Origin of the sequence: Pseudomonas sp. NFPP25 (assembly GCF_900116505.1) — a bacterium.
Taxonomy (GTDB): Bacteria; Pseudomonadota; Gammaproteobacteria; order Pseudomonadales; family Pseudomonadaceae; genus Aquipseudomonas; species Aquipseudomonas protegens.
In genome coordinates this window covers 719902-745734 of record NZ_FPBG01000002.1, presented here as the reverse complement: position 1 = coordinate 745734, position 25833 = coordinate 719902, and the positions used below count along the sequence as shown (strand labels likewise).

At 63.0% G+C, this 25833-nt stretch carries 25 protein-coding genes; 15 read left to right on the top strand and 10 right to left on the bottom strand.

Going from position 1 to position 25833, the window contains the following annotated elements; translation table 11 throughout:
* Position 1 precedes the first annotated feature (1 nt).
* Together BM382_RS10460 and BM382_RS10455 are read left to right on the top strand one after the other, a co-directional pair.
* Positions 2 to 715: a DUF3108 domain-containing protein gene (locus BM382_RS10460; RefSeq protein WP_011062705.1), complete on the top strand. Its 714-nt coding sequence runs from the start codon at positions 2 to 4 to the stop codon at positions 713 to 715.
* A gap of 284 nt (positions 716 to 999) precedes the next feature.
* Positions 1000 to 1188, top strand: a complete 189-nt coding sequence (locus BM382_RS10455) for a hypothetical protein (RefSeq protein ID WP_011062706.1) — start codon at positions 1000 to 1002, stop codon at positions 1186 to 1188.
* Positions 1189 to 1289: 101 nt separating this feature from the next.
* On the opposite strand, the gene BM382_RS10450 is transcribed toward BM382_RS10455, so the two are convergent.
* The 7 genes from BM382_RS10450 to BM382_RS10420 form a co-directional block, all read right to left on the bottom strand.
* On the bottom strand, positions 1290 to 1829 hold the full coding sequence (locus BM382_RS10450; RefSeq protein WP_011062707.1) for a DUF2058 domain-containing protein: 540 nt from the start codon (positions 1827 to 1829) through the stop codon (positions 1290 to 1292).
* 26 nt (positions 1830 to 1855) lie between these two features.
* Positions 1856 to 2689 carry a nucleoside triphosphate pyrophosphohydrolase gene (mazG, locus tag BM382_RS10445; protein ID WP_011062708.1) on the bottom strand — a complete coding sequence of 278 codons (834 nt, stop codon included), beginning with the start codon at positions 2687 to 2689 and terminating at the stop codon, positions 1856 to 1858.
* 24 nt (positions 2690 to 2713) lie between these two features.
* Positions 2714 to 4957: a GTP diphosphokinase gene (gene relA, locus BM382_RS10440; protein ID WP_011062709.1), complete on the bottom strand. Its 2244-nt coding sequence runs from the start codon at positions 4955 to 4957 to the stop codon at positions 2714 to 2716.
* A 122-nt stretch (positions 4958 to 5079) separates the two neighbouring features.
* The gene (gene rlmD, locus BM382_RS10435; RefSeq protein ID WP_011062710.1) at positions 5080 to 6432 is read right to left on the bottom strand and encodes a 23S rRNA (uracil(1939)-C(5))-methyltransferase RlmD; all 1353 of its coding nucleotides are present in this window, start codon (positions 6430 to 6432) and stop codon (positions 5080 to 5082) included.
* On the bottom strand, positions 6432 to 7334 hold the full coding sequence (cysM, locus tag BM382_RS10430) for a cysteine synthase CysM (RefSeq protein WP_011062711.1): 903 nt from the start codon (positions 7332 to 7334) through the stop codon (positions 6432 to 6434). Before cysM ends, rlmD begins: the two co-directional genes overlap by 1 nt.
* 117 nt (positions 7335 to 7451) lie before the next feature.
* On the bottom strand, positions 7452 to 8807 hold the full coding sequence (locus tag BM382_RS10425) for a sensor histidine kinase (protein WP_011062712.1): 1356 nt from the start codon (positions 8805 to 8807) through the stop codon (positions 7452 to 7454).
* On the bottom strand, positions 8794 to 9516 hold the full coding sequence (locus BM382_RS10420; RefSeq protein WP_072442781.1) for a response regulator transcription factor: 723 nt from the start codon (positions 9514 to 9516) through the stop codon (positions 8794 to 8796). The genes BM382_RS10425 and BM382_RS10420 overlap by 14 nt, the downstream gene beginning before the upstream one ends.
* Before the next feature lie 220 nt (positions 9517 to 9736).
* On the opposite strand from BM382_RS10420, the gene BM382_RS10415 reads away from it, so the two are divergent.
* From BM382_RS10415 to BM382_RS10400, 4 genes are all read left to right on the top strand, one after another.
* Entirely contained in the window at positions 9737 to 12490 is a 2754-nt protein-coding gene (locus tag BM382_RS10415; RefSeq protein ID WP_011062714.1) for a response regulator, read from the top strand.
* A gap of 63 nt (positions 12491 to 12553) precedes the next feature.
* Positions 12554 to 13543, top strand: a complete 990-nt coding sequence (locus BM382_RS10410; RefSeq protein ID WP_011062715.1) for a 2-hydroxyacid dehydrogenase — start codon at positions 12554 to 12556, stop codon at positions 13541 to 13543.
* Between the two features lie 90 nt (positions 13544 to 13633).
* Positions 13634 to 14071, top strand: coding sequence for a hypothetical protein (locus BM382_RS10405; RefSeq protein WP_011062716.1), 438 nt, complete (start codon positions 13634 to 13636; stop codon positions 14069 to 14071).
* Positions 14068 to 14472 (top strand): META domain-containing protein, encoded by a 405-nt coding sequence (locus BM382_RS10400; protein ID WP_011062717.1) that lies wholly within the window; start codon positions 14068 to 14070, stop codon positions 14470 to 14472. Before BM382_RS10405 ends, BM382_RS10400 begins: the two co-directional genes overlap by 4 nt.
* A gap of 143 nt (positions 14473 to 14615) precedes the next feature.
* Here the strand turns inward: BM382_RS10400 and BM382_RS10395 are convergent, their stop codons facing one another.
* A complete protein-coding gene (locus BM382_RS10395) occupies positions 14616 to 15080 on the bottom strand; it encodes a TlpA disulfide reductase family protein (RefSeq protein WP_011062718.1) in 465 nt (154 codons plus the stop codon).
* A 139-nt stretch (positions 15081 to 15219) separates the two neighbouring features.
* Here BM382_RS10395 and arsC point away from each other — a divergent pair, with 139 nt between their 5' ends.
* The 7 genes from arsC (at position 15220) to BM382_RS10360 (ending at position 22125) form a co-directional block, all read left to right on the top strand.
* The gene (gene arsC, locus BM382_RS10390; protein WP_041119496.1) at positions 15220 to 15573 is read left to right on the top strand and encodes an arsenate reductase (glutaredoxin); all 354 of its coding nucleotides are present in this window, start codon (positions 15220 to 15222) and stop codon (positions 15571 to 15573) included.
* Positions 15570 to 16175, top strand: a complete 606-nt coding sequence (wrbA, locus tag BM382_RS10385; protein WP_019094590.1) for an NAD(P)H:quinone oxidoreductase — start codon at positions 15570 to 15572, stop codon at positions 16173 to 16175. Before arsC ends, wrbA begins: the two co-directional genes overlap by 4 nt.
* The gene (locus BM382_RS10380; protein WP_011062721.1) at positions 16168 to 16590 is read left to right on the top strand and encodes a DUF2069 domain-containing protein; all 423 of its coding nucleotides are present in this window, start codon (positions 16168 to 16170) and stop codon (positions 16588 to 16590) included. The genes wrbA and BM382_RS10380 overlap by 8 nt, the downstream gene beginning before the upstream one ends.
* A 103-nt stretch (positions 16591 to 16693) precedes the next feature.
* Positions 16694 to 17365, top strand: coding sequence for a DNA-3-methyladenine glycosylase I (locus BM382_RS10375; protein ID WP_011062722.1), 672 nt, complete (start codon positions 16694 to 16696; stop codon positions 17363 to 17365).
* A 452-nt stretch (positions 17366 to 17817) separates the two neighbouring features.
* The gene (locus BM382_RS10370; RefSeq protein ID WP_019094592.1) at positions 17818 to 18483 is read left to right on the top strand and encodes a lipopolysaccharide core heptose(II)-phosphate phosphatase PmrG; all 666 of its coding nucleotides are present in this window, start codon (positions 17818 to 17820) and stop codon (positions 18481 to 18483) included.
* Positions 18484 to 18724: 241 nt separating this feature from the next.
* Entirely contained in the window at positions 18725 to 20476 is a 1752-nt protein-coding gene (gene arnT / locus BM382_RS10365) for a lipid IV(A) 4-amino-4-deoxy-L-arabinosyltransferase (protein WP_072442779.1), read from the top strand.
* Positions 20477 to 20589: 113 nt separating this feature from the next.
* Positions 20590 to 22125 (top strand): ArnT family glycosyltransferase, encoded by a 1536-nt coding sequence (locus BM382_RS10360; RefSeq protein WP_072442777.1) that lies wholly within the window; start codon positions 20590 to 20592, stop codon positions 22123 to 22125.
* Between the two features lie 44 nt (positions 22126 to 22169).
* On the opposite strand, the gene ttcA is transcribed toward BM382_RS10360, so the two are convergent.
* Positions 22170 to 22994, bottom strand: coding sequence for a tRNA 2-thiocytidine(32) synthetase TtcA (gene ttcA / locus BM382_RS10355; protein ID WP_011062726.1), 825 nt, complete (start codon positions 22992 to 22994; stop codon positions 22170 to 22172).
* A 291-nt stretch (positions 22995 to 23285) separates the two neighbouring features.
* Here ttcA and BM382_RS10350 point away from each other — a divergent pair, with 291 nt between their 5' ends.
* Together BM382_RS10350 and BM382_RS10345 are read left to right on the top strand one after the other, a co-directional pair.
* On the top strand, positions 23286 to 23888 hold the full coding sequence (locus BM382_RS10350; protein ID WP_011062727.1) for a Yip1 family protein: 603 nt from the start codon (positions 23286 to 23288) through the stop codon (positions 23886 to 23888).
* Between the two features lie 151 nt (positions 23889 to 24039).
* Complete coding sequence (locus BM382_RS10345) at positions 24040 to 24534, top strand: SprT family zinc-dependent metalloprotease (RefSeq protein ID WP_011062728.1); 495 nt, start codon at positions 24040 to 24042, stop codon at positions 24532 to 24534.
* Positions 24535 to 24567: 33 nt separating this feature from the next.
* Here the strand turns inward: BM382_RS10345 and BM382_RS10340 are convergent, their stop codons facing one another.
* The gene (locus tag BM382_RS10340; RefSeq protein WP_019094596.1) at positions 24568 to 25749 is read right to left on the bottom strand and encodes a CaiB/BaiF CoA transferase family protein; all 1182 of its coding nucleotides are present in this window, start codon (positions 25747 to 25749) and stop codon (positions 24568 to 24570) included.
* Positions 25750 to 25833: the final 84 nt, after the last annotated feature.

Sequence of the window (25833 nt, the reverse complement as noted above, 5' to 3'; positions counted from 1 at the left end):
TATGCGTCGCGCCCTGCTCTTCGCTTGCGCTCTGTTCGCCCTGCCGGCTGTGCAGGCGGCAGACCTTCATCCGTTCTCCGCCAGCTACACCGCCGACTGGAAGCAACTGCCCATGAGCGGCACTGCTGAACGCAGCCTGGAAAAAACCGCCAATGGTGCGTGGAAACTCAGCTTCAAGGCATCGATGATGATCGCCAGCCTGAGCGAGGAAAGCACCCTGACCCTGGACAAGGACACCCTGGTGCCCCAGTCCTATCGCTTCGAGCGTGGTGGTCTGGGCAAAGCCAAGAAAGCCGACCTGGATTTCGACTGGAAAGCCAAGATGGTCACCGGCACCGACCGTGGTGATGCGGTCAAGCTGCCGCTGAACACCGGCATGGTGGATAAATCCACCTACCAGTTGGCCCTGCAGCACGATGTGGCAGCCGGCAAGAAGACCATGAGCTATCAAGTGGTCGACGGCGGTGAAGTCGACACCTATGACTTCCGTGTCCTGGGCTCGGAGAAGGTTGACACCAAGGCTGGCCAGATCGATGCGATCAAGGTCGAGCGCGTTCGCGACCCGACACAGAGTAAACGCATCACCGTGATGTGGTTCGCCAAGGACTGGGATTACCTGCTGGTGCGTCTGCAACAGGTGGAAACCGACGGCAAGGAGTACAACATCATGCTCCTCAACGGCACCGTTGACGGCAAGACGGTCAAAGGCAGCTGAGCCGCAGCAGTCTCGAAGCCTCGCGAAAGCGGGGCTTTTTTTTGCCCGGGATTTGGCTCCTCGCCCGCGCAGCAAGCCCCGGCACAAGCCCTCGAAGATGAAACTTTTGTCATGAAGCGGTACGCCCTGCGGCGAAATGTCACGGTTTACGCGGGCTGCAGGATTCTCTTCGATTCTGCAAAGGTTTGTTGCAGCGACAGGCAATTTACTTAGCAAGCTAACAAAATATATAACAGAGTCCTGCACACGCCTTGCTGCAGATCAACAGAGATTGGAGCTAGCAGATGACTGTAAAAGTAACTGAACGCGACGATTCACATATGTCCCATGAAGGCGTAGCCGCGGGTGTACGGATATGGGATGTACATCAACAAGACATGCTGGTGGGCATGTTCCACTCCGAGAGCGACGCCCACAGCTACAAGGCTGAATTGGAAAAACTCGAGCAGAACCGCGCGCCCCAGAGCTCCTGACTCGACCTCAGTGCCGGAGTGCCGGGATCTCCACGCGGATCAACGGCCTCCCCCACAAACGACAAACCCCGCCATGAGCGGGGTTTGTCGTTATTCAAGGCTTACCACATCAGATCGTCGGGGATCTGGTAGGCCGCGTACGGATCATCTTCATCCGGCGCTTCGGTAGGCGTATTGAGCTGCACGATACGGCGCGGGTCGCGCTCCTGGATCTTCAGCGCGGCTTCCCGCGGAATCACCTCGTAGCCGCCGCCATGGTGGACGATGGCCAGGGAGCCGCTGCTCAGCTTGTTGCGCATAAGGGTATTCACCGACAGGCGCTTGACCTTCTTGTCGTCGACGAAGTTGTAGTAGTCCTCGGTGTTCAGCTTGGGCAGCCGCGACACTTCGATCAACTGCTTGACCTGCGCCGCACGGGCTTTCTGCTCGGCCTTTTCCTGCTGCTGACGGTTGAGCTCCTGGTCGCGCTTGACCTTCTCGGCCATGGCTTCCTGGGCCGCACGCTGCTGGGAGTCATCGAGTTCGATCTGGCCTTTGTGGGCCAGGCGCTGCTGCTTCTGTTTGTCTTTGCTGACCTGCTTGGCCTGCTTTTGGTTGACCAGCCCTGCTTTGAGCAACTGGTCGCGAAGGGAAAGGCTCATGGTGCTTACTCACTTAGGCAACGGCCTCAGCCACAGCTGGGCAAATTCTTTTCCTGACGTTTGGCTTCGCCCCACAGGGCATCCAACTCTTCGAGGGTGCAATCTTCCATGGGACGGGCAGTGTCGCGCAATGCCTGCTCGATAAATCGGAAGCGTCGGTCGAACTTGGCGTTGGCACCGCGCAGGGCGGTTTCCGGGTCGACCTTGAGGTGCCGGGCCAGGTTGACCACGACAAACAGCAAGTCGCCGATTTCATCGGTGATCGCCGCCGCATCGTTGTCGGCCATGGCTTCCAGCACTTCATCCAGTTCTTCACGAACCTTGTCCACCACCGGCAGGGCTTCGGGCCAGTCGAAACCGACCTGGGCCGCACGCTTTTGCAACTTGGCGGCGCGGGACAAGGCCGGCAAGGCCACCGGCACATCATCGAGCAGGGACAACTGCTGGGGAGCCTCGGACTTCTCCGCGCGCTCCTCGGCCTTGATCTGCTCCCAACGCTCCTTGACCTGGTCTTCATCGAGCCGCGGGATGTCCAGCGGCGCGTACAGGTCCCCGGTGGGAAATACATGGGGATGCCGGCGGATCAGCTTGCGCGTGATGCCGTCCACCACCGCGTCGAACTCGAAACGCCCCTCCTCCCGGGCCAGCTGGCTGTAGTACACCACCTGGAACAGCAGGTCCCCCAGCTCGCCCTGCAAGTGGTCGAAGTCGCCGCGCTCGATGGCGTCGGCCACTTCATAGGCCTCTTCCAGGGTGTGGGGGACGATGCTGGCGTAGTTCTGCTTGATGTCCCACGGGCAGCCGTACTGCGGGTCGCGCAGGCGCGCCATGAGGTGGAGCAGGTCTTCAAGGCTGTACATCAGCTCATCCATTTCATACTGGCATCAGGGGGTCCGGTTGCGCCGGGTCTCGATGATGTTAGGCAACTGGGAAATCCGCCCCAACAGGCGACCCAACGCGTCCAGCCCCGGGATCTCGATAGTCAGGGACATCAACGCAGTGTTGTCCTCCTTATTCGAGCGGGTGTTGACCGCCAGCACGTTGATCCGCTCGTTGAGCAGCACCTGGGACACATCACGCAGCAGGCCGGAACGGTCGTAGGCGCGGATGATGATATCCACCGGATAGGTCAGCACCGGCACCGGCCCCCAACTGACCTGGATGATCCGCTCCGGCTCGCGCCCGGCCAGTTGCAGCACCGAGGCGCAGTCCTGGCGGTGAATGCTCACGCCGCGGCCCTGGGTGATGTAGCCGACGATCGCATCCCCCGGCAATGGCTGGCAGCAGCCGGCCATCTGGGTCATCAGGTTGCCCACGCCCTGGATCTGGATGTCGCCACGCTTGCCCGGCTTGTAGCCGGCAGCCTTGCGCGGAATCAACTCCAGTTGCTCGTTGCCCCGCTCCGGCTCCACCAATTGCTGGGCCAGGTTGACCAGTTGCGCCAGGCGCAGGTCCCCCGCGCCCAGGGCGGCGAACATGTCCTCGGCGATCTTCATGTTGGCCTTCTCGGCCAGCTTGTCGAAATCCACCTGTGGCAGGCCGAGTCGGCTCAGTTCGCGTTCCAGCAGGGTCTTGCCGGCGGCGACGTTCTGATCGCGGGCCTGGAGCTTGAACCAGTGGACGATCTTCGCCCGCGCCCGGGACGTGGTGACATAGCCCAGGTTCGGGTTCAGCCAGTCGCGGCTCGGCGTGCCGTGCTTGCTGGTGATGATCTCCACCTGCTCGCCGGTCTGCAGGCTGTAGTTGAGCGGCACGATGCGCCCGTTGATCTTCGCGCCCCGGCAGTTGTGGCCGATCTCGGTGTGCACCCGGTAGGCGAAATCCAGCGGCGTGGCGCCCTTGGGCAGGTCGATGGCGTGACCGTCGGGGGTGAAGATGTACACCCGGTCCGGTTCGATATCCACCCGCAGCTGTTCGGCCAGACCGCCGATATCCCCCAGTTCCTCGTGCCATTCGAGCACCTGGCGCAACCAGGAGATTTTCTCTTCGTAATGGTTGGAGCCGGACTTGACGTCGGTGCCCTTGTACTTCCAGTGCGCGCAAACCCCCAGCTCCGCCTCTTCGTGCATGGCGTGGGTACGGATCTGCACTTCCAGCACCTTGCCCTCAGGGCCGATCACCGCCGTGTGCAACGAGCGGTAGCCGTTCTCCTTGGGGTTGGCGATGTAGTCGTCGAACTCTTTGGGGATGTGCCGCCACAGGGTATGCACGATGCCCAGCGCGGTGTAGCAATCGCGCATTTCCGGCACCAGCACCCGCACCGCGCGCACGTCGTAGATCTGGCTGAACTCCAGGCCCTTGCGCTGCATTTTGCGCCAGATGGAATAGATGTGCTTGGCCCGCCCACTGATGTCGGCGTTGACCCCGGTGGCCTTCAGTTCGTTCTGCAGCTGGTTCATCACGTCGCTGATGAAACGCTCGCGATCCAGGCGCCGCTCATGCAGCAGCTTGGCGATCTGCTTGTACTGCTCGGGCTCCAGGTAACGGAAGGACAGGTCTTCCAGCTCCCACTTGATATGCCCGATACCCAGGCGGTGAGCCAGGGGTGCGTAGATGTCGAAGACTTCCCGGGCAACCCGGTTGCGCTTCTCTTCGTCGGCGCTTTTTACCGCTCGAATCGCACAGGTACGCTCGGCCAGCTTGATCAGTGCAACCCGCACGTCATCCACCATGGCCACCAGCATCTTGCGCAGGTTTTCCACCTGGGCCTGGGTGCCCAGCACCAGGGACTGGCGGGGGCTGAGGCTGGCGGTAATGGCCGCCATGCGCAAGACGCCATCGATCAGCTTGGTGACCACCGGACCAAACCGCTGGCTGACCGCCGGCAACTGGATCTGGCCCTCGCGGACACCCCGGTAGAGCACCGCGGCAACCAGGGAGTCCTGATCCAGCTTGAGATCGGCGAGGATCTCGGCGATCTCCAGGCCCGTGCTGAAACTCGACACGTCCTCGGGGCTGAGATTCTTCGTTGCTATGTGCTGCAGTTCCGCCTCGCGGGCGAACTCGCAGGCTTCTTTCAAGGCTTCACGGTCCAGTGCCATGTCGACGCTGACCGTATGATCGAGCCATGCCTCGAGATTGATACTGCCGTCGGTGTTGATCGGCTGGTGCGCTCTCACCTGTACCATCTTGCTTTACCTTCCCTACGACGCACATTCAATGCGTCAAATCGCTGACCTTCAACGCTCGGGTGCGGCTCGCAGGGCCAGCGCGCCACTCCCGAAAGACCAGTCGGATTAGACAAGCCATCCTAGCTCGCTTCAAATAACGCCATGGCCTCGACATGCGCCGTCTGAGGAAACATATCGAGGATCCCGGCACGTTTTAATCTATAGCCCTGCTTGATCAGTTCGACCGTGTCACGAGCCAAAGTTGCCGGATTGCATGACACGTACACCAACCGCTTGGCACCCAGGGTCGCCAACTGGCGGACCACCTCGAAAGCACCGTCGCGGGGTGGGTCCAAGAGTACCGCAGAAAAGCCTTCATCAGCCCACTCGGCAGCGCTCAGAGGTTGGGATAAATCGGCTTGAAAAAAGCGCGTGTTATGCAAATTGTTGCTGGCGGCATTCTCCGCGGCGCGCGCCACCATGGTCGCCACGCCTTCCACTGCCACCACTTCCCGCACTTGCCGGGCCAGCGGCAAGGCGAAGTTGCCCAGGCCGCAAAACAGGTCCAGCACCCGCTCATCAGCTTGCGGCGCGAGCCACTCCAGGGCCTGGGCGACCATCGCTTCATTGACTCCCGCATTGACCTGGACGAAGTCACCCGGCCGATACGCCAGGTGCAGGTCCCAGGTCTCCAGGCGGTAGCCCAGAGCCTGCGATGGATCAAAGGGTTGCGGCTCGCCTTCACCGTGCAGCCACAATTGCGCCTGATGGAAATCGCAGAAGTCCTTGAGGATCGTCAGGTCGCTGTCGGACAACGGCGCCATGTGGCGCAACAGCACCGCCAGGGCCGAACCGCTGAACAACTCCACATGCCCCAGTGCCTGAGGCTTGCTCAAGCGTCGCAGCATGGCGGGCAAACGGTTCATGACAGGTTGCAAGGCCTGTACCAGCACCGGGCAATCGTCGATGGCGACAATGTCCTGGCTACCGGCAGCGCGAAAACCCACCTCAAGTTGCTTGCCCTTGGCGTCCCAGCGCACCGCCACCCGGGCGCGGCGCCGATAGCCGAACTCGGGACCGCTCAAGGGGGCGGCCCAGGCCTCGGGCTCGACACCCGCGACCTTGGACAACTGCTCGGCGAGCATGCGCTGTTTCAGGGCAAGCTGTTCGTCATGGGGCAAATGCTGGACACTGCAACCGCCGCAACGCCCGGCATGGGCACAGGCCGCCGGGCGACGCAGATCACTGGCGTTGAAGATGCGCTCGGCACGGGCCTCCACCACTTTGCCGTGGCTGCCCAACACCCGAGCTTCGACTTCTTCACCGGCCAGGGCACCGCTGACAAACCAGGTACGCCCTTCGACAAAGGCAATGCCACGGCCGTCGTTGGCCAGACGCTGAATCGTCAAACGCTGTTTCTTGCCCACCGGAATCTGCGGCGCCCGGCTGCCGCCCGCAGGCTGGAAGCGCAGGCCTCTATCGTGCTTAGCCATCAATTGGGCGCATCGAAAATGCCGGTCGACAGGTAACGATCGCCACGGTCGCAGATGATCGCGACCATGACTGCGTTTTCCACTTCCCGGGACAGGCGCAGCATCGCTGCCACCGCACCGCCGGAAGAGACGCCACAGAAGATCCCTTCTTCACGGGCCAGGCGCCGAGTAACGTCTTCGGCCTCGCTCTGGGCCATGTCGACGATCCGGTCGACCCGACTGGCCTGGTAGATCTTCGGCAGGTATTGCTCGGGCCAGCGGCGAATGCCGGGAATGGCCGAGCCTTCCATCGGCTGCAGACCGACGATCTGCACCGCCGGGTTCTGCTCCTTCAGGTAACGCGAGGTGCCCATGATGGTGCCGGTGGTGCCCATCGAGCTGATGAAGTGGGTAATGCTGCCCTGGGTCTGGCGCCAGATTTCCGGGCCGGTGCCGCTGTAGTGGGCCTCAGGGTTGTCGCCGTTGGCGAACTGGTCGAGCACCTTGCCGCGGCCTTCGGCCTGCATACGCTCGGCCAGATCGCGAGCGCCTTCCATGCCTTCTTCCTGGCTGACCAGAATCAGCTCGGCGCCGTAGGCGGTCATGGCCGCCTTGCGCTCGGCGCTGGAGTTGTCGGGCATGATCAGAATCATCTTGTAGCCCTTGATCGCCGCAGCCATGGCCAGGGCGATGCCGGTATTGCCCGAAGTCGCTTCGATCAGCGTATCGCCGGCCTGGATCTGCCCGCGCAACTCGGCGCGGGTGATCATCGACAGTGCCGGACGGTCCTTGACCGAACCCGCCGGGTTGTTGCCCTCGAGCTTTAGCAGCAGGGTATTGCTGGTGGCGCCGGGCAGGCGCTGCAGGCGGACCAGGGGGGTGTTGCCGACGCAATCGGCGATGGTTGGGTACTGCAAGGTCATGGCGTATTCGCAATCCAGACTGCGGGGGCGCCTATCATACCGGCAAACGACCGAGCGCCATATCACGCAAAGTGCGAGCCTTATGGCTTATTGGAATAAGGCAGCCCAGGGCAAGCCTCAGGCCGCCAGCAGGCGCACGTGGATGCGCAAGCCCTGGGCCAGGTTCTGCGCCCACAACTGCCCACCCTGACGCCCTACGGCATTGCGGGCGATGCTCAGGCCCAGGCCGAAACCGCCATCCCCCGGTCGCGACCCATCCAGACGAGTGAAGGGGGCGAAGATCCTTTCCAGATCCTCTTCAGCCACCCCCGGCCCTTCGTCATCCAGCCACAGGTGCCAGTACTTGCCGTCGCGCTGGCCTCCGAGGCTGACCCGTGCTCCGGCCGGCGAATGCCGAATAGCGTTGCGCAGGATGTTTTCCAGGGCCTGGGCCAGGGTATTGAGGTGCCCGCGAACCCAGCAATCGGCCTCCAGCTCGCAACGCAGCTGCTGCGCGGACCAGCCACTCTCGAAGCAGGCATTTTCGCTGAGCATCTCCCACAACGCCTGGACCTGGATCTGCTCTTGCGGCAGTGGCGCACGCTCGGTGTCCAGCCAGGCCAGTTGCAGGCTGTCCTCCACCAGGCGCTGCATGCCGTCGACCTCCCGCGCCAAGCGTTCGCGCAGCGCGGCAAGATCACGCTCGCCATCGCAGGCCACGCGCAGGCGGCTCAGGGGGGTGCGCAACTCGTGGGACAGGTCCCGCAACAACTGCTGCTGCACCGCCACGGTACTCTGCAGACGTTCGGACATCTGATCGAACGCCCGTCCCAGTTCGCCCAGCTCGTCCCGACGCTGGGTGGTTTCACTGGACAGCCGCACGTTCAACTGCTCCGCCCGCCAGGCGTTGGCCTGCTCGCGCAACTGGTTCAGCGGCACCACCAGCAAGCGATACAGGCCGACACACAGCAACAAGGTGAACAGCCCGGGAATCACCCCATTGGTAATCACCTGCCAGAACACCCGGTAGCGCCCCGGCATGAAACGTTGCGGCAACTCGATCACCAGGCTGCCCAGGGACGGATCCTCGGGAAAGGGTACTTTCAGCCACGGCAGGCCCCGGGCGTGCCGGCTCACCGGCCAGTCGGCACCGCGCAGGAAGGTCAGGCGCTGGGCCTCCGCCGGCGTCAATGGGTAGCTGCTCAGGGATTGCAGGTCACTGCCAATCACGCCGATCCAGGTTTTCTCGCGGCTGGCGATCTGTTGGATCCAGGCATCGACACCGGCACTCTGGCCACCCTTCCAGGCCTGCTCGGCCTCGCGGGCGTAGCTGCCCAAGGTGGCTCTGGCCTCATCGGAGAGGTAGAGGTTCTTCTGCTCCACATAACGCCCCCAAGACCAGCTCAGCCAGATCATCAACAGGCAGAAAGCTACCAACAGGCACGCCAGCTTCCAGAACAGCGAATGCCGCCCCGGCAGATCAGACCAGTTCATCTAAGGCGCTCAGCACATAACCCTTGCCCCACACGGTTCGCAGCTCACGCTCGCTGTAGCCCAGCGCCTTGAGCTTGCGGCGGATCTGGCTGACATGCATGTCCAGGCTGCGGTCGTGGGCCGCATAACCGCGTTGCAGTACATGCTGATAAAGGAAGGCCTTGCTCAACACCTCGTCGCCATTGCGGTGCAAGGTATCCAGCAGGCGGTATTCACTGCGGGTCAGGCCGGCCCATTGCTCGGCAAAGAACACGTCGCTGCGCTCATCGTCGAAGCGCAGGCTCTGGGCCAGGCTGACGGGTACCGGTGGCATCGGTCGCCGGTCCAGGGCGACCCGGCGCAGGATGGCCTCGATGCGCACACGCAGCTCGGCCATGCTGAATGGCTTGGGCAGGTAATCGTCGGCCCCCAGGCGGAAACCGCTGATTCGGTCGGCTTCCGCTCCCAGGGCGGACATCAGCAGCACCGGCGTGGAATGGCTCTGGCGAAAGTGCGTGAGCACTTCCAGGCCATCCATTCCGGGCAACAGGATATCCAGCAGCACCACATCGAAAGGTCGGCGCCGGGCAATGCCCAGCCCTTCCGGGCCGTTCTGGCACCAGGTCACGGCAAAGCCACAATGCTCCAGGTGCTCGCGCACATAGGCACCCAGCACCGGGTCATCTTCAATGGTCAGAATACGTGGTGGCTCAACAGATACGGGAGTCATTGACTTCTGCAAGTGATTCTCAGTTGGGCTGATTATTCAAGATTGCCCGGATCGCGGCAACCAGTGCCTTGGTCGCAGCCCGGCTTCAGGCATTTCAGGCGACGGCCGCCCTGGCGCAATTTGCCAAGATCAGCCCCCGGCAAATCGTTACACTGCGCAGGTGGCGCATCACGGACGTGCCCGTAGACCTTTCAAAACAGCGTGGAAGCAGGAGAGTTGCGTGCTCAAGAAACTGGGAATCAAAGGCCGCGTACTGTTGCTGACCTTGTTGCCAACCAGCCTGATGGCTTTGGTGCTGGGCGGCTACTTCACCTGGATGCAGCTCTCGGACCTGCAGACCCAGCTCCTGCAGCGTGGCGAGATGATCGCGGAACAACTGGCCTCCCTGGTGGCCCCGGCCATGGGCAACCACAACACCCAGATGCTCGAGCGCATTGCCACCCAGGCGCTGGAACAGCAAGACGTGCGCGCCGTATCGCTCCTTGCCCCGGATCGCAGCCTGCTGGCCCATGCCGGCCCCAGCATGCTCAACCCGCCTCCCGCCGGTAACAGCAGCCACATGATGCAACGCTCCGGCAGCGACGCGACCCGCTATCAACTGCCGGTCTTCGGCCGGCACCGCAACCTGGCCGGCGACCTGATTCCCGATGAGTCCGACCGCCTGCTGGGCTGGGTGGAACTGGAGCTGTCCCACAGTGGCATGCTGCTGCGCGGCTACCGCAGCCTGTTCGCCAGCCTGCTGTTGATTGCCGCCGGGCTGGCCGGCACCGCCCTACTGGCAGTGCGCATGGGCCGCACAATCAACAACCCGCTGACCCAGATCAAGCAGGCCGTGGCGCAACTCAAGGACGGCAACCTGGAAACCCGCCTGCCACCCCTGGGCAGCCAGGAGCTGGATGAGCTGGCCTCGGGCATCAACCGCATGGCCAGCACCCTGCAGAATGCCCAGGAAGAATTGCAGCACAGCATCGACCAGGCCACCGAAGACGTGCGCCAGAACCTGGAAACCATCGAGATCCAGAACATCGAGCTGGACCTGGCGCGCAAGGAGGCCCTGGAGGCCAGCCGGATCAAGTCGGAATTCCTGGCCAACATGAGCCATGAAATCCGTACACCGCTCAACGGCATTCTCGGCTTCACCCACCTGTTGCAGAAAAGCGAGCTGACACCACGCCAGCTGGACTACCTGGGCACCATCGAGAAATCCGCCGACAGCCTGTTGGGCATCATCAACGAGATCCTCGACTTCTCGAAAATCGAAGCCGGCAAACTGGTGCTCGACAGCATCCCGTTCAACCTGCGGGACTTGCTGCAAGACACCCTGACCATCCTCGCCCCGGCCGCCCACGCCAAGCAGCTGGAACTGGTGAGCCTGGTCTATCGCGATACGCCGCTGTCGCTGGTGGGCGACCCGCTGCGGCTCAAGCAGATTCTTACCAACCTGGTGAGCAACGCCATCAAGTTCACCCGCGAAGGCACTATCGTCGCCCGGGCCATGCTGGAAGAAGAACACGAAGACAGCGTGCAACTGCGCATCAGCATCCAGGACACCGGTATCGGCCTGTCGAACCAGGATGTGCGCGCCCTGTTCCAGGCCTTCAGCCAGGCTGACAACTCGCTGTCGCGGCAACCCGGCGGCACGGGGCTTGGGCTGGTGATTTCCAAGCGCCTGATCGAACAGATGGGCGGCGAGATCGGTGTCGACAGCACCCCGGGCGAAGGTTCGGAGTTCTGGATCAGCCTCAACCTGCCGAAAACCCGCGACGACGCCGAGGACCTGCCCGGCCCACCGCTGCTGGGGCGGCGCGTGGCGGTACTGGAAAACCACGAGCTGGCGCGCCAGGCCTTGCAACACCAGTTGGAGGACTGCGGCCTGGAGGTGACCCCGTTCAATACCCTGGAGGCCCTGACCAACGGCATTACCGGCGTGCACCAGAGCGAACAGGCCATCGACCTGGCGGTATTGGGCATCACCACCAACGACATGTCGCCGGAACGCCTGAGCCAGCATATCTGGGACCTCGAACACCTGGGCTGCAAGGTCCTGGTACTGTGCCCGACCACCGAACAGACACTGTTCCATCTGTCGGTGCCCAACCCTCACAGCCAGTTGCAGGCCAAGCCCGCGTGCACCCGCAAGTTGCGCCGGGCCCTGTCCGACCTGGTGACCCCGCGCCGGGCTCGCAGCGAACCGGAGGAAACCCTTTCCAGCCGCGCGCCGCGAGTGCTGTGTGTCGATGACAACCCGGCCAACCTGCTGCTGATCCAGACCCTGCTGGAGGACATGGGCGCCAAGGTGCTGGCGGTGGACAACGGTTACGCCGCGCTGAACGCGATCCAGACCGAACCCTTCGACCTGGTAATGATGGACGTGCAGATGCCCGGCATGGACGGCCGGCAGAGTACCGAGGCGATCCGCCAGTGGGAAAGCGAGCGACACGGTACGCCGCTGCCCATCGTCGCCCTTACCGCCCACGCCATGGCCAACGAGAAGCGCGCCCTGCTGCAAAGCGGCATGGACGACTACCTGACCAAGCCCATCAGTGAGCGCCAACTGGCCCAGGTGGTGCTGAAATGGACCGGCCTGGCCCTGCGCAACCAGGGCCCGGAGCGGGCCAGCGAGCGCCCGGAACTGGGGCTGGAGCTGCAGGTACTGGATCAGGATGAAGGCCTGCGCCTGGCCGCCGGCAAGGCCGATCTGGCGGCGGACATGCTGGCCATGTTGCTGGCGTCCCTGGACGCCGACCGCGAAGCCATCAAGGCAGCGCGGGCCGCCAATGACCAGAACGCCCTGATCGAACGGGTCCATCGCCTGCACGGTGCCACCCGCTACTGCGGTGTGCCGCAATTGCGCGCCGCCTGCCAGCGCAGCGAGACCCTGCTCAAGCAGGAAGATGCCAAAGCCTTTGCCGCCCTGGATGAACTGGACCACGCCATCGGCCGCCTGGCTGCCGAAGCGCGGACCAACGCCTGACCCAGGGCAAGACCTGCCCGGCGCCCAGCCGCCATGCTGGGCGCCCCGAACAAGGATGCAGCCATGCGTACGATTCTTTTCAGCAGCCAGAACTACGACCGCGAGAGTTTCCTCGGCGCTCAACTGCCAGCAGGCATCGAACTGCAATTCCAGGCCGCACGCCTGAGCCTGGATACCGCCGCCCTGGCTGAACGCCATGAAGTGGTCTGTGCCTTTATCAACGACGACCTCAGTGCCCCGGTACTGGAACAGCTGGCTGCCGGTGGCACCCGCCTGATCGCTCTGCGCTCGGCCGGCTACAACCACGTCGACCTGAGCGCGGCCCAGCGCCTGGGGCTGGATGTGGTGCGGGTCCCGGCCTATTCCCCCCATGCGGTCGCCGAACATGCCGTGGCCCTGATCCTGGCGCTCAACCGCCGCCTGCACCGGGCCTACAACCGCACCCGCGAAGGCGACTTCACCCTGCACGGCCTGACCGGCTTCGACCTGGTGGGCAAGACCGTGGGCATTGTCGGCACCGGCCAGATCGGCGCCACCTTCGCCCGGATCATGGCCGGCTTCGGCTGCCAGCTGCTGGCGTACGACCCCTTCCCCAATCCCGCCGTAGAAGCCCTCGGTGCCCGTTACCTGGACCTGCCCGAGCTGCTGGCCCAGTCGCAGATCATCAGCCTGCACTGCCCGTTGACCGAGGACAGTCGTTACCTGATCAACCAGCAGAGCCTGGCCCACATGCAACCGGGAGCAATGCTGATCAACACCGGGCGTGGCGGCCTGGTGGACACCCCGGCGCTGATCGAGGCGCTCAAGAGCGGCCAACTGGGCTACCTGGGGCTGGATGTCTATGAAGAAGAGGCGCAACTGTTCTTCGAGGACCGCTCCGATCTACCCCTGCAGGATGACGTGCTGGCGCGGCTGCTGACCTTTCCCAACGTGATAGTCACTGCGCACCAGGCGTTCCTGACCCGCGAAGCCCTGGCGGCCATCGCCGAGACCACCTTGCACAACATCGCCAGCTGGGCAGCTGGCCAGCCGCAGAACCGGGTCCACGGCTGAAATCCGCGCCACGGGCTGATCGAAGGTCACCTGCCCGCAACCTGCGCCGCAGGGGCCCGTGCTAGCATACGCGGCAGATTTGGAGGACCCATGGTCGAACACGATTTCCGCTACAACCTGATGAACCCGCAACACACCCTGATCGAATGCCGTGCCCTGGTGCCCGGCCGCTATCAAGTCACCGGCAACGGTGGCTCGATCCGTACCGACGACGTGCTTCTGGTCACCCTCAAGGGCAGCAAGGACCTCTCCATGCGCCTGACCGTGGACACCGTGCGCCACTTGATCAACCCCGTCGGCCAGTGGGTCGCCGTGGCGCGTGGCCCGGTATTCGGCGAACTGGCGATCCACCAGTGGCAGGTCAATTGCGACAGCTGCGACGCCACCCTGGACTTCGAGTTCGCAGTGGATGCCAAGCTGGGCAGCAAGGCCCAGAAGCCTGCCGCCAGCGCGCGCATTGCCGAGCTCGGCTGGCGTAGCGAGGGTGAGCATCACCGCTGCCCGAAATGCCAGCAGGCCGGCCAATGAAACGCCTGATGCTGGCTGCGGCGCTGGGGGCCGGCCTGCTGGGCTGCGCCGCCGAGCCGCTGAAGCTGCAGCAGGACCGCAGTTACGTCCTGGAATGGATTGGCGAGCGTCCGCTGATCGATTACAGCCACCTGACCATCACCCTCGGCGAGGACGGTCGGGCCTATGGCAATGGCGGCTGCAACCACTGGTTCGCGCCCTACACCCTGGACGGCGAAAAACTCAGCTTCGGCAAGGTCGGCAGCACCCGCAAACTCTGTGCACCGGCGTTGATGGAGCAGGAGCGGCGCTTCCTTCAGGCGCTGGAAACCGTTGAGCGCTGGGACATCTCGCCGATCGAACAGGTGCGGTTCTGGCCTGCCGAGGGCAAGCCGTTGCGCTGGTGGCTGGAAGAAGGCTGATAGTGCGCTAGCCGCTGCCGAGCCCGCGAGGCTGCGAACGGGACTCCAGGATGTTCCTGGATGAATCTCTGGCGAGTTTCAGGCCCCCTGCGTCACTTGAGGGCGCTCGCACTGCGCGGCAGCGGCTCCAGATCCTCGCGCCCTCAATGCCCGCGCAAGGCCTGCAGTTTCGCCAGCACGCCGGCTGCAGTCTGCTCGCCCATCATCTGCTCACGTACCTTGCCCTTGTCGTCAATGATGTAGGTCACCGGCAGCGCCTCGCTGCGTGGCAGATCGAAGAGCTCCGCGGGGTTCCGTGCCAGCACGGTGAACTTGATCCCCAGCTTCTCGCTGGCGCTCTTTAGCTCTTCACCCTGCACATTGTCGAAGTTGACCCCCATCACCGATGCCGACTGCCCCTTGAGCTGCTCGTTCAGGGCATTGAGTTCCGGGATCTCGGTACGGCAAGGCCCGCACCACTCGGCCCAGTAGTTGAGCACCAGCCACTGCTTGTCGATACGCTCGGCGGCGACTTTCTGGCCATACTGGTCGACCCCGTAGTCATTGCCACAACCGCCCAGCAGCAGGGTTGTGATGATCGCCAATACCGCCGCCAATTGCCTTGCCATGCGCTGTTTCCTGTCTTGAAAGATGTCTTGAAAAATAGCCGTCGACCCAGGGTCGCTGCGACCTAACGACTCCCAAGGTTCAGGAGTGCCCATCGCGCGGGTAGAATAGCCGCCACCTTACGCAAGATGCGACCCGCACATGACCGATCTGACGCTTTATCACAACCCGCGCTGCTCGAAATCCCGCGGTGCGCTGGAACTTCTGGAACAACGCGGCCTGGCCCCGACCGTGGTCCGCTACCTGGAAACCCCACTGGATGCCGCCCAGTTGCGCAGCCTTCTGGCCAAGCTCGGCCTCAGCGCGCGCCAGCTATTGCGCACCGGCGAGGACGAGTACAAGACCCTCAACCTGGCCGACCCGAGCCTCAGCGAAGAGCAACTGGTCGCCGCCATTGCCCAGCACCCGAAACTCATGGAGCGGCCGATTCTCGAAGCCGGCGACAAGGCCATCATTGGCCGGCCGCCGGAGAACGTGCTGGAGATCCTGCCTTGAGCGCGCCCTATATCTTGGTCCTGTACTACAGCCGCAACGGCTCGACCAACGAGATGGCCCGGCAGATCGCCCGCGGCATCGAGCAGGCCGGCCTGGAGGCTCGTCTGCGCACTGTCCCGGCGATCTCCGCGGAATGCGAGGCGGTCACCCCGGACATCCCCGACAGCGGCGCCCTGTACGCCAGCCTCGACGATCTGAAGCACTGCTCAGGCCTGGCCCTGGGCAGCCCGACCCGCTTCGGCAACATGGCAGCGCCGCTGAAGTATTTTCTCGACGGTACCAGCAACCTCTGGCTGACCGGTGCCTTGGTGGGCAAGCCTGCCGGCGTGTTCACCTCGACCGCCAGCCTGCATGGCGGCCAGGAAGCCACCCTGCTATCGATGATGCTGCCATTGCTGCATCACGGCATGCTGATCACCGGCCTGCCCTACAGCGAGTCGGCCCTGCTGGAAACCCGCGGTGGCGGCACGCCGTATGGCGCCAGCCACCATGCCGGAGCAGATGGCAAGAGCCCACTGGACGAACACGAGATTGCGCTGTGCCGGGCCCTGGGCCTGCGTCTGGCGAAAACCGCCCTGCGACTGGAGAACGGCCGTGGCTAAGAAGCCGAAGATCCTGCCCCCGGTGGAATGGCTGGAGCCCCGGGTCCGCCTGATGCGAATCCTCAGCCTGGTCTGCTTCTTCGGCCTGGTGGGGCTGCTTTGCGGGTATTACCTGCTGGTGGCCGATCTGCACGGTGCCCGCCCCTGGGTCATCCTGCTGATCGAGCTGGTGCCGCTGCTGCTGATGGCCCCCGGTATGCTCAGCGGCAGTGCCCGTGGCCATTCGTGGATGTGCTTCGTGGTCAACCTGTACTTCATCAAGGGCGCCCTGGCGGCCTACGATCCGAACCGCCAAATGTTCGGCCTGCTGGAGATGTTCGCCAGCCTGGCCGTGTTCACTTCGGCGCTGCTCTACGTGCGCTGGCGCTTCCAACTTAATCGCCGGCTCGCGGGCGAAGGCACCAGCCCGGCCTGAATCCGCCCCAGGTTCCCCGGCTCCCGGGGAACTTGTAATGCCGCCAAAGGCCCCAACCCTGGTCAACAGACTTTCCGACCCTCCCGACCGTCCCGGAGCAGGCATGCACGATTACAAATGGCTAAATGAATACTGTCTCAACCGCTTCGGTTCCGCTGCGGCCCTGGAAGCCCAGTTGCCCACCCCGGCCAGCGACGACTACCTGCGCGCATTGAGCGCCGACCGCTACCTCTCGACCCTGGCCCTGCGGGTTTTCCGCGCCGGCCTCAAACACAGCCTGGTGGACGCCAAATGGCCGGCGTTCGAGCAGGTGTTTTTCGGCTTCGATCCGGACAAGGTGGTGCTGATGGGCGCCGAGCACCTGGAGCGGCTGATGCAGGACACGCGGATCATCCGCCACTTGGGCAAGCTCAAGAGCGTGCCGCGCAACGCGCAGATGATCCTCGATGTGCAAAAGCAGCACGGCAGCTTTGGCGCCTTCATCGCCGACTGGCCGGTGCAGGACATCACCGGGCTCTGGCAGTACCTGGCCAAACATGGCAACCAGATGGGCGGGCTGTCTGCCCCGCGCTTCCTGCGCATGGTGGGCAAGGACACCTTTATCCCCACCTGGGACGTGGTCGCGGCCCTCAATGCCCAGAACATCATCGACAAGGTGCCCAGCAGCAAACGCGACCAGGCCCTGGTGCAGGAAGTATTCAACCAATGGCAGCAGGAGAGCGGCCGGCCACTGTGCCAGCTGTCGGCAATGCTGGCCTACACCGTCAATCACTGAGCCGCCCGCTCCCCAGCATCACTTCCTGCCCGAAACAACGGGCAGGAAAACCTCCCTTCTCATGCCCGCCCTCCAGCCCAAGCTGACAATAAGCTGAACTAAACGCGAGGATTTTTCATCCGCTGTTTTTTATCGGATAAAGTTCGCCTCGCACTTGCCTCAACGATAAAAACGAAACTCCGGGAATAACCTCCCGAAGCCATCTGACGTGCATAACCGGATAACAAAGCAGCGTTCGGGCCAACAACCTGAACAAAGGCTGTCCGGTTTTAAAAGAACTGCCGTCGCCCATTCGTTTTTTTCACATTGCTTTCACTCTTCGCCCACCTGGCCCGACCTAAATTGGCCCCAGTTGCAGTGCGGGTTCCAGTGGCTGCATGTCGTTCGTCTTCAACGCACCAGTTCCAACCCGAATACCCAACACTCGGCAAAAACCTACTCAGGTACACCACGTGCTCAACACCGCTGAATCCGGCACTGGCAACAAGCCTCCCCGAACCTGGCGAATCGTCGGTGGCATCTGTGCGGCGGCTCTGGCAATCCTGGTCAGCGGCTTTGTCCTGTGGCCCATCACGCCTCGCGACCTGGGGGTCGGCAACCAGATGCAGCAGGCCAACATCTACCGTCACTGGCAAGGGGGCGAAGTGATAGTCCTGGTCCGCCATGCCGAGCGTTGTGACCGCTCCGCCAACCCCTGCCTGGGGCCCGCCGATGGCATTACCCAGCTCGGAAGCCACAGCGCCAGCGACCTGGGACGAGCCTTTCGCACCCTGGGCATGGCCGCCACTGATGTCATCAGCAGCCCCGCAACCCGCACCCGGCAAACGACGGAATTCATGTTCAACGGTGCGGCGCAGACCCAGGACTGGCTGGCCACCTGTGACGAGCATTTCCAGCAGACGATCAAGGCGCACAAGTCACTCAAGCGCAATCTGATCCTGATAACCCACAGCGACTGCATCAGCAGCCTGGAACGCCAGCTGGGCTACCCGCACGCCCTGGCCAGCGAATACACCAGCTCGCTGTTTATCACCCTGGACCCGCAAGGCCACATGCAAGTACTGGGAACCCTGGATGCAGGCAGCTGGCAGCACGTACTTGATCAACCCCTTGAGTAACTTGTAACTATTTTTAACAACATGCCAACAGACTTTATTAGGGGAAGCGACACACTTGCCGGCTAATTATTGACTTAACAAGTTTCTGTACTAATAAGAAACGGACAGCCGCATTTATAAAAAATTCTCAAACAAATGAATGCTACCCGCTGAAACTTCGCGAACTTGGGAAAGCCAGCAGTTCCACAAAATTGACGCTTTGTCAGCAACCCCCAGCAAATAACGAAATCGCTATCGGCCAATGACTTCGAGGATACAAATGCACCGCACTTCGCCGCCCCCCGCTTATGGAACAAGCGCCCCGCCGTCCGGCTTTACCCTCGGCGCAAGTACAACCAGCACTCTCCAGCGCTGGGCACTTCCTCTGTTGCTCGTGGCCTTCGGCCTGTTCTACCTGCTACCTCTGACCAGCCACGGCCTGTGGATTCCCGACGAGACCCGCTACGCCCAGATCAGCCAGGAAATGCTGCTCAGTGGCGACTGGGTGGCGCCACACTTCATGGGCATCCGCTACTTCGAGAAGCCCATCGCCGGCTATTGGTTGATCGCCATCGGCCAGGCGGTCTTTGGCGACAACCTGTTCGGCGTGCGCATTGCCTCGGCCCTGAGCACCGGCCTGAGCGTACTGCTGGCCTACCTGATCACCCGCCGCATGTGGAACGACCCGCGCAAGAGCTTCGCCGCCGCCCTGCTTTATATGAGCTTCGGCCTGATTGCCGGGCAAGCCGGATACTCCAACCTTGATCCGCAGTTCACCTTGTGGGTCAACCTGAGCCTGGTAGCCCTGTGGTTCGCCCTGGACGGCCGGAGCACTCGCGAACGCCTGCTGGCATGGGCCGGGCTGGGCGTCGCCTGTGGCATGGGCTTCATGACCAAGGGTTTCCTGGCCTGGCTGTTGCCCGTACTCATCGCCCTGCCCTACATGATCTGGCAACGCCGTCTGGGCGAACTGCTGCGCTACGGGCTGGTGGCCGTGCTGGTAGCGATCGGCATCAGCCTGCCCTGGGTACTGAGCATTCACGCCCACGAGCCCGACTTCTGGCGCTTCTTCTTCTGGCACGAGCACATTCGCCGCTTCGCCGCCGACAACGCCCAACATACCCGCCCCTGGTGGTTCTACCTGCCGCTGCTGGTGGCCTCCAGCCTGCCCTGGGCAGCCCTGTTGCCGGGCACATTCATGCAAGCCTGGAAAGACAAGCGCCAGGCCCCGACCGGTTTCCTGCTGCTGTGGTTCCTGCTGCCCCTGGCGTTCTTCAGCCTGAGCCGTGGCAAGCTGCCAACCTACATCATGCCGTGCCTGCTGCCGCTGGCCGTGCTCATGGGCAGCGCCCTGATCGACCGTATCAACGCCAGCCAGGGCCGGAGCATCCGCATCAACAGCCTGCTCAACCTGCTGATCGGCGTGGCGGCCATGGGGGCCCTGCTGTACATCCAGCTCACCCGGCCGGTCTACGGCCACAACGAGATGCTCGGCCTGTCCCTGGTGTTCATCATGCTGATGGGCTGGATCATCGCCAACCTGCTGCCGGCCGCCCGTCCGCTGCAGTACTGGCCGGCCCCGGCCCTGGGCATCTGGTTGCTGGTGGCCCTGCTGCCGGCGGGCATGCCGGGGTTCATCGTGCATAACCAGATGCCGGACCAGTTCATCAAGGAACATATCGAGGAGCTCAGGCAGACCAAGACGCTGCTGAGCAATGACCTGGGCGCCGCCTCGGCCCTGGCCTGGCGCCTGCAACGCCCGGAGGTGACGCTGTACAACACCGAGGGCGAATTGAAATATGGCCTGGCTTATGCTGATTCGGCGCAGCGCAAGGTAAGCATGGCCGAGGTCGGGCAGTGGGTCAGCGAGGCCCGCAAACAGGGTTCGGTGGGTGTGGTGATGCGGGTCAAGGACGTGGTGGAAAGCGAGGAAGTGGCGCTGCTGCCGCCCGGAGGCAAGCGCTATGAGGAAGGCAATATGCTGGTCCTTATCCTGCCACAAAGCCAACCCTGACCCTGGGTACCCTTGTAACGACAGCGCCGACCACGGTTGGCGCTGGCTTTTCTTCACGCTTCGATGCCCTGGATGGCTGCGACTTTTCCCACCGCTGCTCTGGAAATCCATCTATGAATCTGTTTCGCAGCGAACGCGGGGCCCTGGCCCTGCTGCTCGGCGTGTCTGCCTTGATCCTGCTGCTGGGCCTGGGCTCCCGTGAACTCTGGGGGCCGGAGACCCGCTGGGCCAACATCGCCTTGCAGATGTTGCAGAGTGGCGACTATTTCGACCCTTACCTCAAGGGCGCTCCCTACTACGACAAGCCCCTGCCCTCCTACTGGCTGATTACCGCCAGCGCCTGGCTGATGGGGAGCCTGGGGCACTGGTCGCTGCGCCTGTCCTCGGTGATCGCCGCATGGCTGAGCATCTGGCTGGTTTACCTGATCGGCGAGCGGCTGTTCCACAAAGGCACTGGGCTGATCGCCGGCTGGATGCTGGCCACCACCTTCTATTTCGCCTTCTGGGCGCGGGTGGCCACGGCCGACATCCTGACCGTCTGTGGCGTATTGGCTGCAGTGTGGTGGTACTGGCGCGGCCCGGAAGATACCCGCCTGGGCCGCTATACGGTGTTCTTCCTGATACTGGCGGCGACCTCGCTGCTCAAGGGGCTGATCGGCTTCGTCCTGCCGGGGCTGATCCTGTTGCCACACCTGCTGAGCCAGGGGCGCTGGAAACGCCACTTGAATCTGCGCCTGTTGCTGGCCTTGAGCATCGCCGCGCTGTTCTACATGGTGCCCTTCGTTCTCTCGCACCTGTACGGCGCTCCCAGCTACGGGGAAAGCGGTCTGAGCCTGGTGTTTCGCGAGAATGTGGTGCGTTTCTTCAACCCCTTCGACCATGTCGGGCCGATCTACACCTACCTGATCTACCTGCCGGCCTATACCTTGCCCTGGGCGCCCTGCTGGATCCTCGGCCTATGGCTGGCGGCCCGGCACTGGCGCCAGTTGCAACCCAATGAGCGCTGGCTGGTGTGGGCCCTGGGGCTGCTGTTCCTGTTCTTCACCGCCAGTGGCAGCCGGCGCAGCTATTACGTTCTGCCCCTGGTGCCCTTCGCTCAGTTGCTCGGTGCCTGGTGGCTCAACCGTCGGCTGCAGCTACGCCAGGCCGTCGGCAAACCCGTTTCCCGTGGCTGGCCCCTCGGCTTCTCCTGTGCGGCCCTGGTCATGCTGCTGGTGCTGGGGGTTGCCTACCCCTGGAGCAACAGCGGCGGGGGGGTGATGCAGTTCAGCGCCGATACCCGGGCTGCCGCGAGCCGGATCGCTCCCTGGAATCAATGGCGGATGGTCATGGTGGAAATCGATAACAAACTGCCGATGTACCTGCAGAACCAGGGCGCACCCTTCTACTACGTGGCAGAAACCGCGGACTTCCCGCGCAACGGCAGCAGCGCGGACTTCATGGCCTGGCTGGACAAGACCAGTGGCCAGCACTGGGACCCGCAGCGCACCCTGATCTTCGTCCAGCAGAAGCACGATGAACCGCTGATGCTGGGGTATCTGGGCGAGGATCATCAACTGGTCCGCACCACCCCGACCAACGGTGAGCGCCTGGCCAAGAAACCGGCGCAAGGCAGCGTGGCCTTCATTCCTCGCATGCCGGGGAACTGAATGACCGGGCTGCGCAAGCGCAGCCCGGATTCACCAGGATCGGATCAGAGGTTCACCACATTGACGAAACGCGGCGTGGCGCTGTCGTCGATGCGCAGACTGGTGAAGTCGAACAGATTGCGGTCCGCCAGTTGCGAGGGGATCACGTTCTGCAGGCCGCGGAAGATGCTTTCGGTACGCCCTGGAGTCTTGCGCTCCCATTCCTGAAGCATCTCCTTGACCACCTGGCGTTGCAGGTTCTCCTGGGAACCGCAGAGGTTGCACGGGATGATCGGGAACTGCTTGAGGTCGGAATAGGCCTGGATGTCCTTCTCGCTGCAGTAGGCCAGCGGGCGGATTACCACGTTGCGCCCATCATCGGCCAGCAGCTTGGGCGGCATGGCCTTGAGCGAACCGTTGTAGAACATGTTGAGGAAGAAGGTCTCGACGATATCGTCGCGGTGGTGACCCAAGGCCATCTTGGTGGCGCCTATTTCGTCGGCGAAGGTGTACAGGGTGCCGCGACGCAGGCGCGAGCACAGCGAGCAGGTGGTCTTGCCTTCCGGGATCAGCTCCTTGACCACCGAATAGGTGTCCTTCTCGACAATGTGGTACTCGATCCCCAGTTCCTTGAGGTAGGCCGGCAGCACGTGCTCAGGAAAGCCTGGCTGTTTCTGGTCCATGTTCACCGCGACGATCTCGAACTTGATCGGCGCCACCTTCTGCAGGTGCAGCAGCACGTCGAGCATGGTGTAGCTGTCCTTGCCGCCGGACAGGCAGACCATGACCTTGTCGCCCTCTTCGATCATGTTGAAATCGGCGACCGCCTCGCCCGCCTGGCGGCGAAGACGTTTCTGCAGTTTGTTCTGGTTGACCGTAAGAGTGCCCATGGCTCTTGAAATCCGCGAGGTATGTGACGAAAAGCCGGACATTTTACGCAAAAACCCCAGCCCCGTGAAAGCGCCGCAGAGCAGCGGTGCCGGGGCTGCAATGACAGATGCAGCAGCGATTAGCCCGGGGGTTTACAGCGCAATTTGCTCTAAAGGTGCGTACATCTGCGGAAAACTCCTCCCTATACTGCGACATAAGGTCGCATGCACATATAGACCTATACTGACTGTGCCACTTGGCTGTAAGCGCTCCGTTGGGGGGCGATGGCAACAATAAAGGAGTGACTGACCATGATTCATCATGTCGTAGGACTCTTCACCCACCCCGATCAGGAATGGCGAGACATCCGTGGCGATGCCGAGGAAAGCATCAGCCACATGTACCTCACCCATACGCTGATCCTCGCGGCAATCCCCGCCATTTCGGCTTTTATCGGCACCACCCAGGTCGGCTGGGTCATCGGCAATCGCGCGCCGGTGATGTTGACCATGGAAAGCGCCCTGTGGATGACCATCATGTCGTACCTGGCCATGCTTGGCGGCGTGGCGGTGATGGGCGCGTTCATCCACTGGATGGCCCGGACCTATGACGCCAGCCCGAGCCTGGCACGTTGCGTGGCCTTTGCCACCTACACCGCCACACCGCTGTTCGTCGGTGGCCTGGCGGCGCTGTACCCGCACATGTGGCTGGGCATGATCGTCGGCACTGCCGCCATCTGCTACACGGTCTACCTGCTGTATGTCGGGCTGCCGACCTTCATGAATATCCCGTCGGACGAGGGGTTCCTGTTTTCCAGCTCAGTGCTGGCAGTCGGCCTGGTGGTACTGGTCGCGATCATGGCCTTCACCGTGATTGTCTGGGGCCTGGGCGTCGGCCCCGTGTACACCAACTGACGCCGCACCAATAATAATCCTCTGTCTGCCAGCACAGGCCGCCGCAAGGCGGCCTTCTTATGGGCGCGGGGTGGATGACCATTCGGCGCCTGGGCGATTCGCCCCCCCCCCTGTTTGCGGCATACTCACTCCCTCTGGAGAGCCGTTAAGCATGCCCGAGCAACTCAATACCCGCGTCGAAGATTGTTTCCAACTCGCTGAATCCTTTTTCAAACGTCCTTTCAAACGCCCGGTGGTCAGCCTCAAGTTGCGTGGCCAGAAAGCCGGTGTCGCCCATTTGCACGAGAACCTGCTGCGCTTCAACCCGCAGCTGTACCGGGAAAACACCGAGGACTTCCTCAAGCAGACCGTGGCCCACGAAGTGGCACACCTGATCGCCCACCAACTGTTTGGCGAACGTATCCAGCCCCACGGTGAAGAGTGGCAACTGATCATGCGCGGTGTGTACGAACTGCCGCCCAATCGTTGTCATACCTACGACGTCAAGCGTCGCAGCGTGACCCGCTATATCTACCGCTGCCCCTGCGCCGAGAGCGATTTCCCGTTCTCCGCCCAACGCCACAAACTGGTGGCCCAGGGGCGTCGCTATCTGTGCCGGCGTTGTCGGCAAACCCTGGTCTACAGCGGGGAAACCAGGGTCGAGTGACAGTTTTAAAGCACTGCCTCGGCAAACCCGCAGCTACGCGATGACCCGCTCGCGCCGCAGTGCCTCGATGCGCTCGGCGCTGTAGCCCAGTTCCTCCAGCACCTGATCGGAATGCGCCCCCAACCTGGCGCCAATATGCCGCGGCTCTGGCAGCCCCTCGGAAAACTTCAACGGGCAGGCCATCTGCGCCTGCCGGCTGCCGTCTTCACGGGGCACCTGGCTGACCAGTTGCCTGGCCTGCAACTGCGGATGTTCCAGGGCCTCGCCCAGGCTCAGCACCGGCTCGACGCAGGCATCGAAACCAGCGAACAGCTGGCACAACTCGGCGAAATCGTGTTTCTCGAATTCGACCTGCAAGGCCTGCTTCAGTGCCTGTTGCTGTTCGGGCAAGGGAGACAGGCCCTGGGCCGCCAGTTCCGGGCGGCCCAGGGCCTGACACAACTGCTGCATGAACACCGGCTCCAGACTGCCCACCGACAGCCAGCGCCCGTCTCGGCTGCGGTAGTAGTCATAAAAGCTGCCACCATTGAGCACCTGCTGCTCCATTCCGGGCTCGACCCCACAGGCCAGGTAGCCGGCACCGGCCATGGCGTTCAGGCTGAACACGCAGTCGGTCATGCTCACGTCCAGGTACTGTCCCTGGCCGCTATGCTGGCGCGCGATCACCGCCGCCAACAGGCCGATCACCCCATGCAGCGAGCCCCCGGCGATATCCGCGGCCTGGATGCCCAGGGGTAATGGTCCCTGATCGCGGCGGCCGGTCTGGCTGGCCAGCCCGGCCAGGGCCAGGTAGTTGATGTCATGCCCGGCGCGGTCCCGGTAGGGGCCGGTCTGGCCATAGCCGGTAATGGAGACGTAGATCAGTCGCGGGTTGATCGCCTTCAAGGCCTGGTAACCCAGCCCCAGGCGCTCCATCACGCCCGGGCGGAACTGTTCGAGAACAATGTCGTAGTCCTGCACCAGTTGCCGCACCACCTCCAGCGCTTCGGGACGCTTGAGGTCCAGGGCCAGGCTGCGTTTGTTGCGGTTGAGATAAGCGTGGCTGGCGGAAACCCCGGCATCGTGAGGCGGCAACACCCGCAACAGATCCATGCGGGTCGGCGACTCGATGCGCAGGACCTCGGCGCCCATGTCCGCCAGCAGCAACGAGGCGAAGGGCCCCGGCAGCAGGGTGGAGAAATCCAGTACCTTGAGTGACGCCAACGGCCCTTGCATAGCCCTCTCCTCTTGATCGGCAGCCCACAGAGTAGGCAGCCGCGACGCCCGCAACAATCACCGCAACAGTCAGCCGGGCTGACC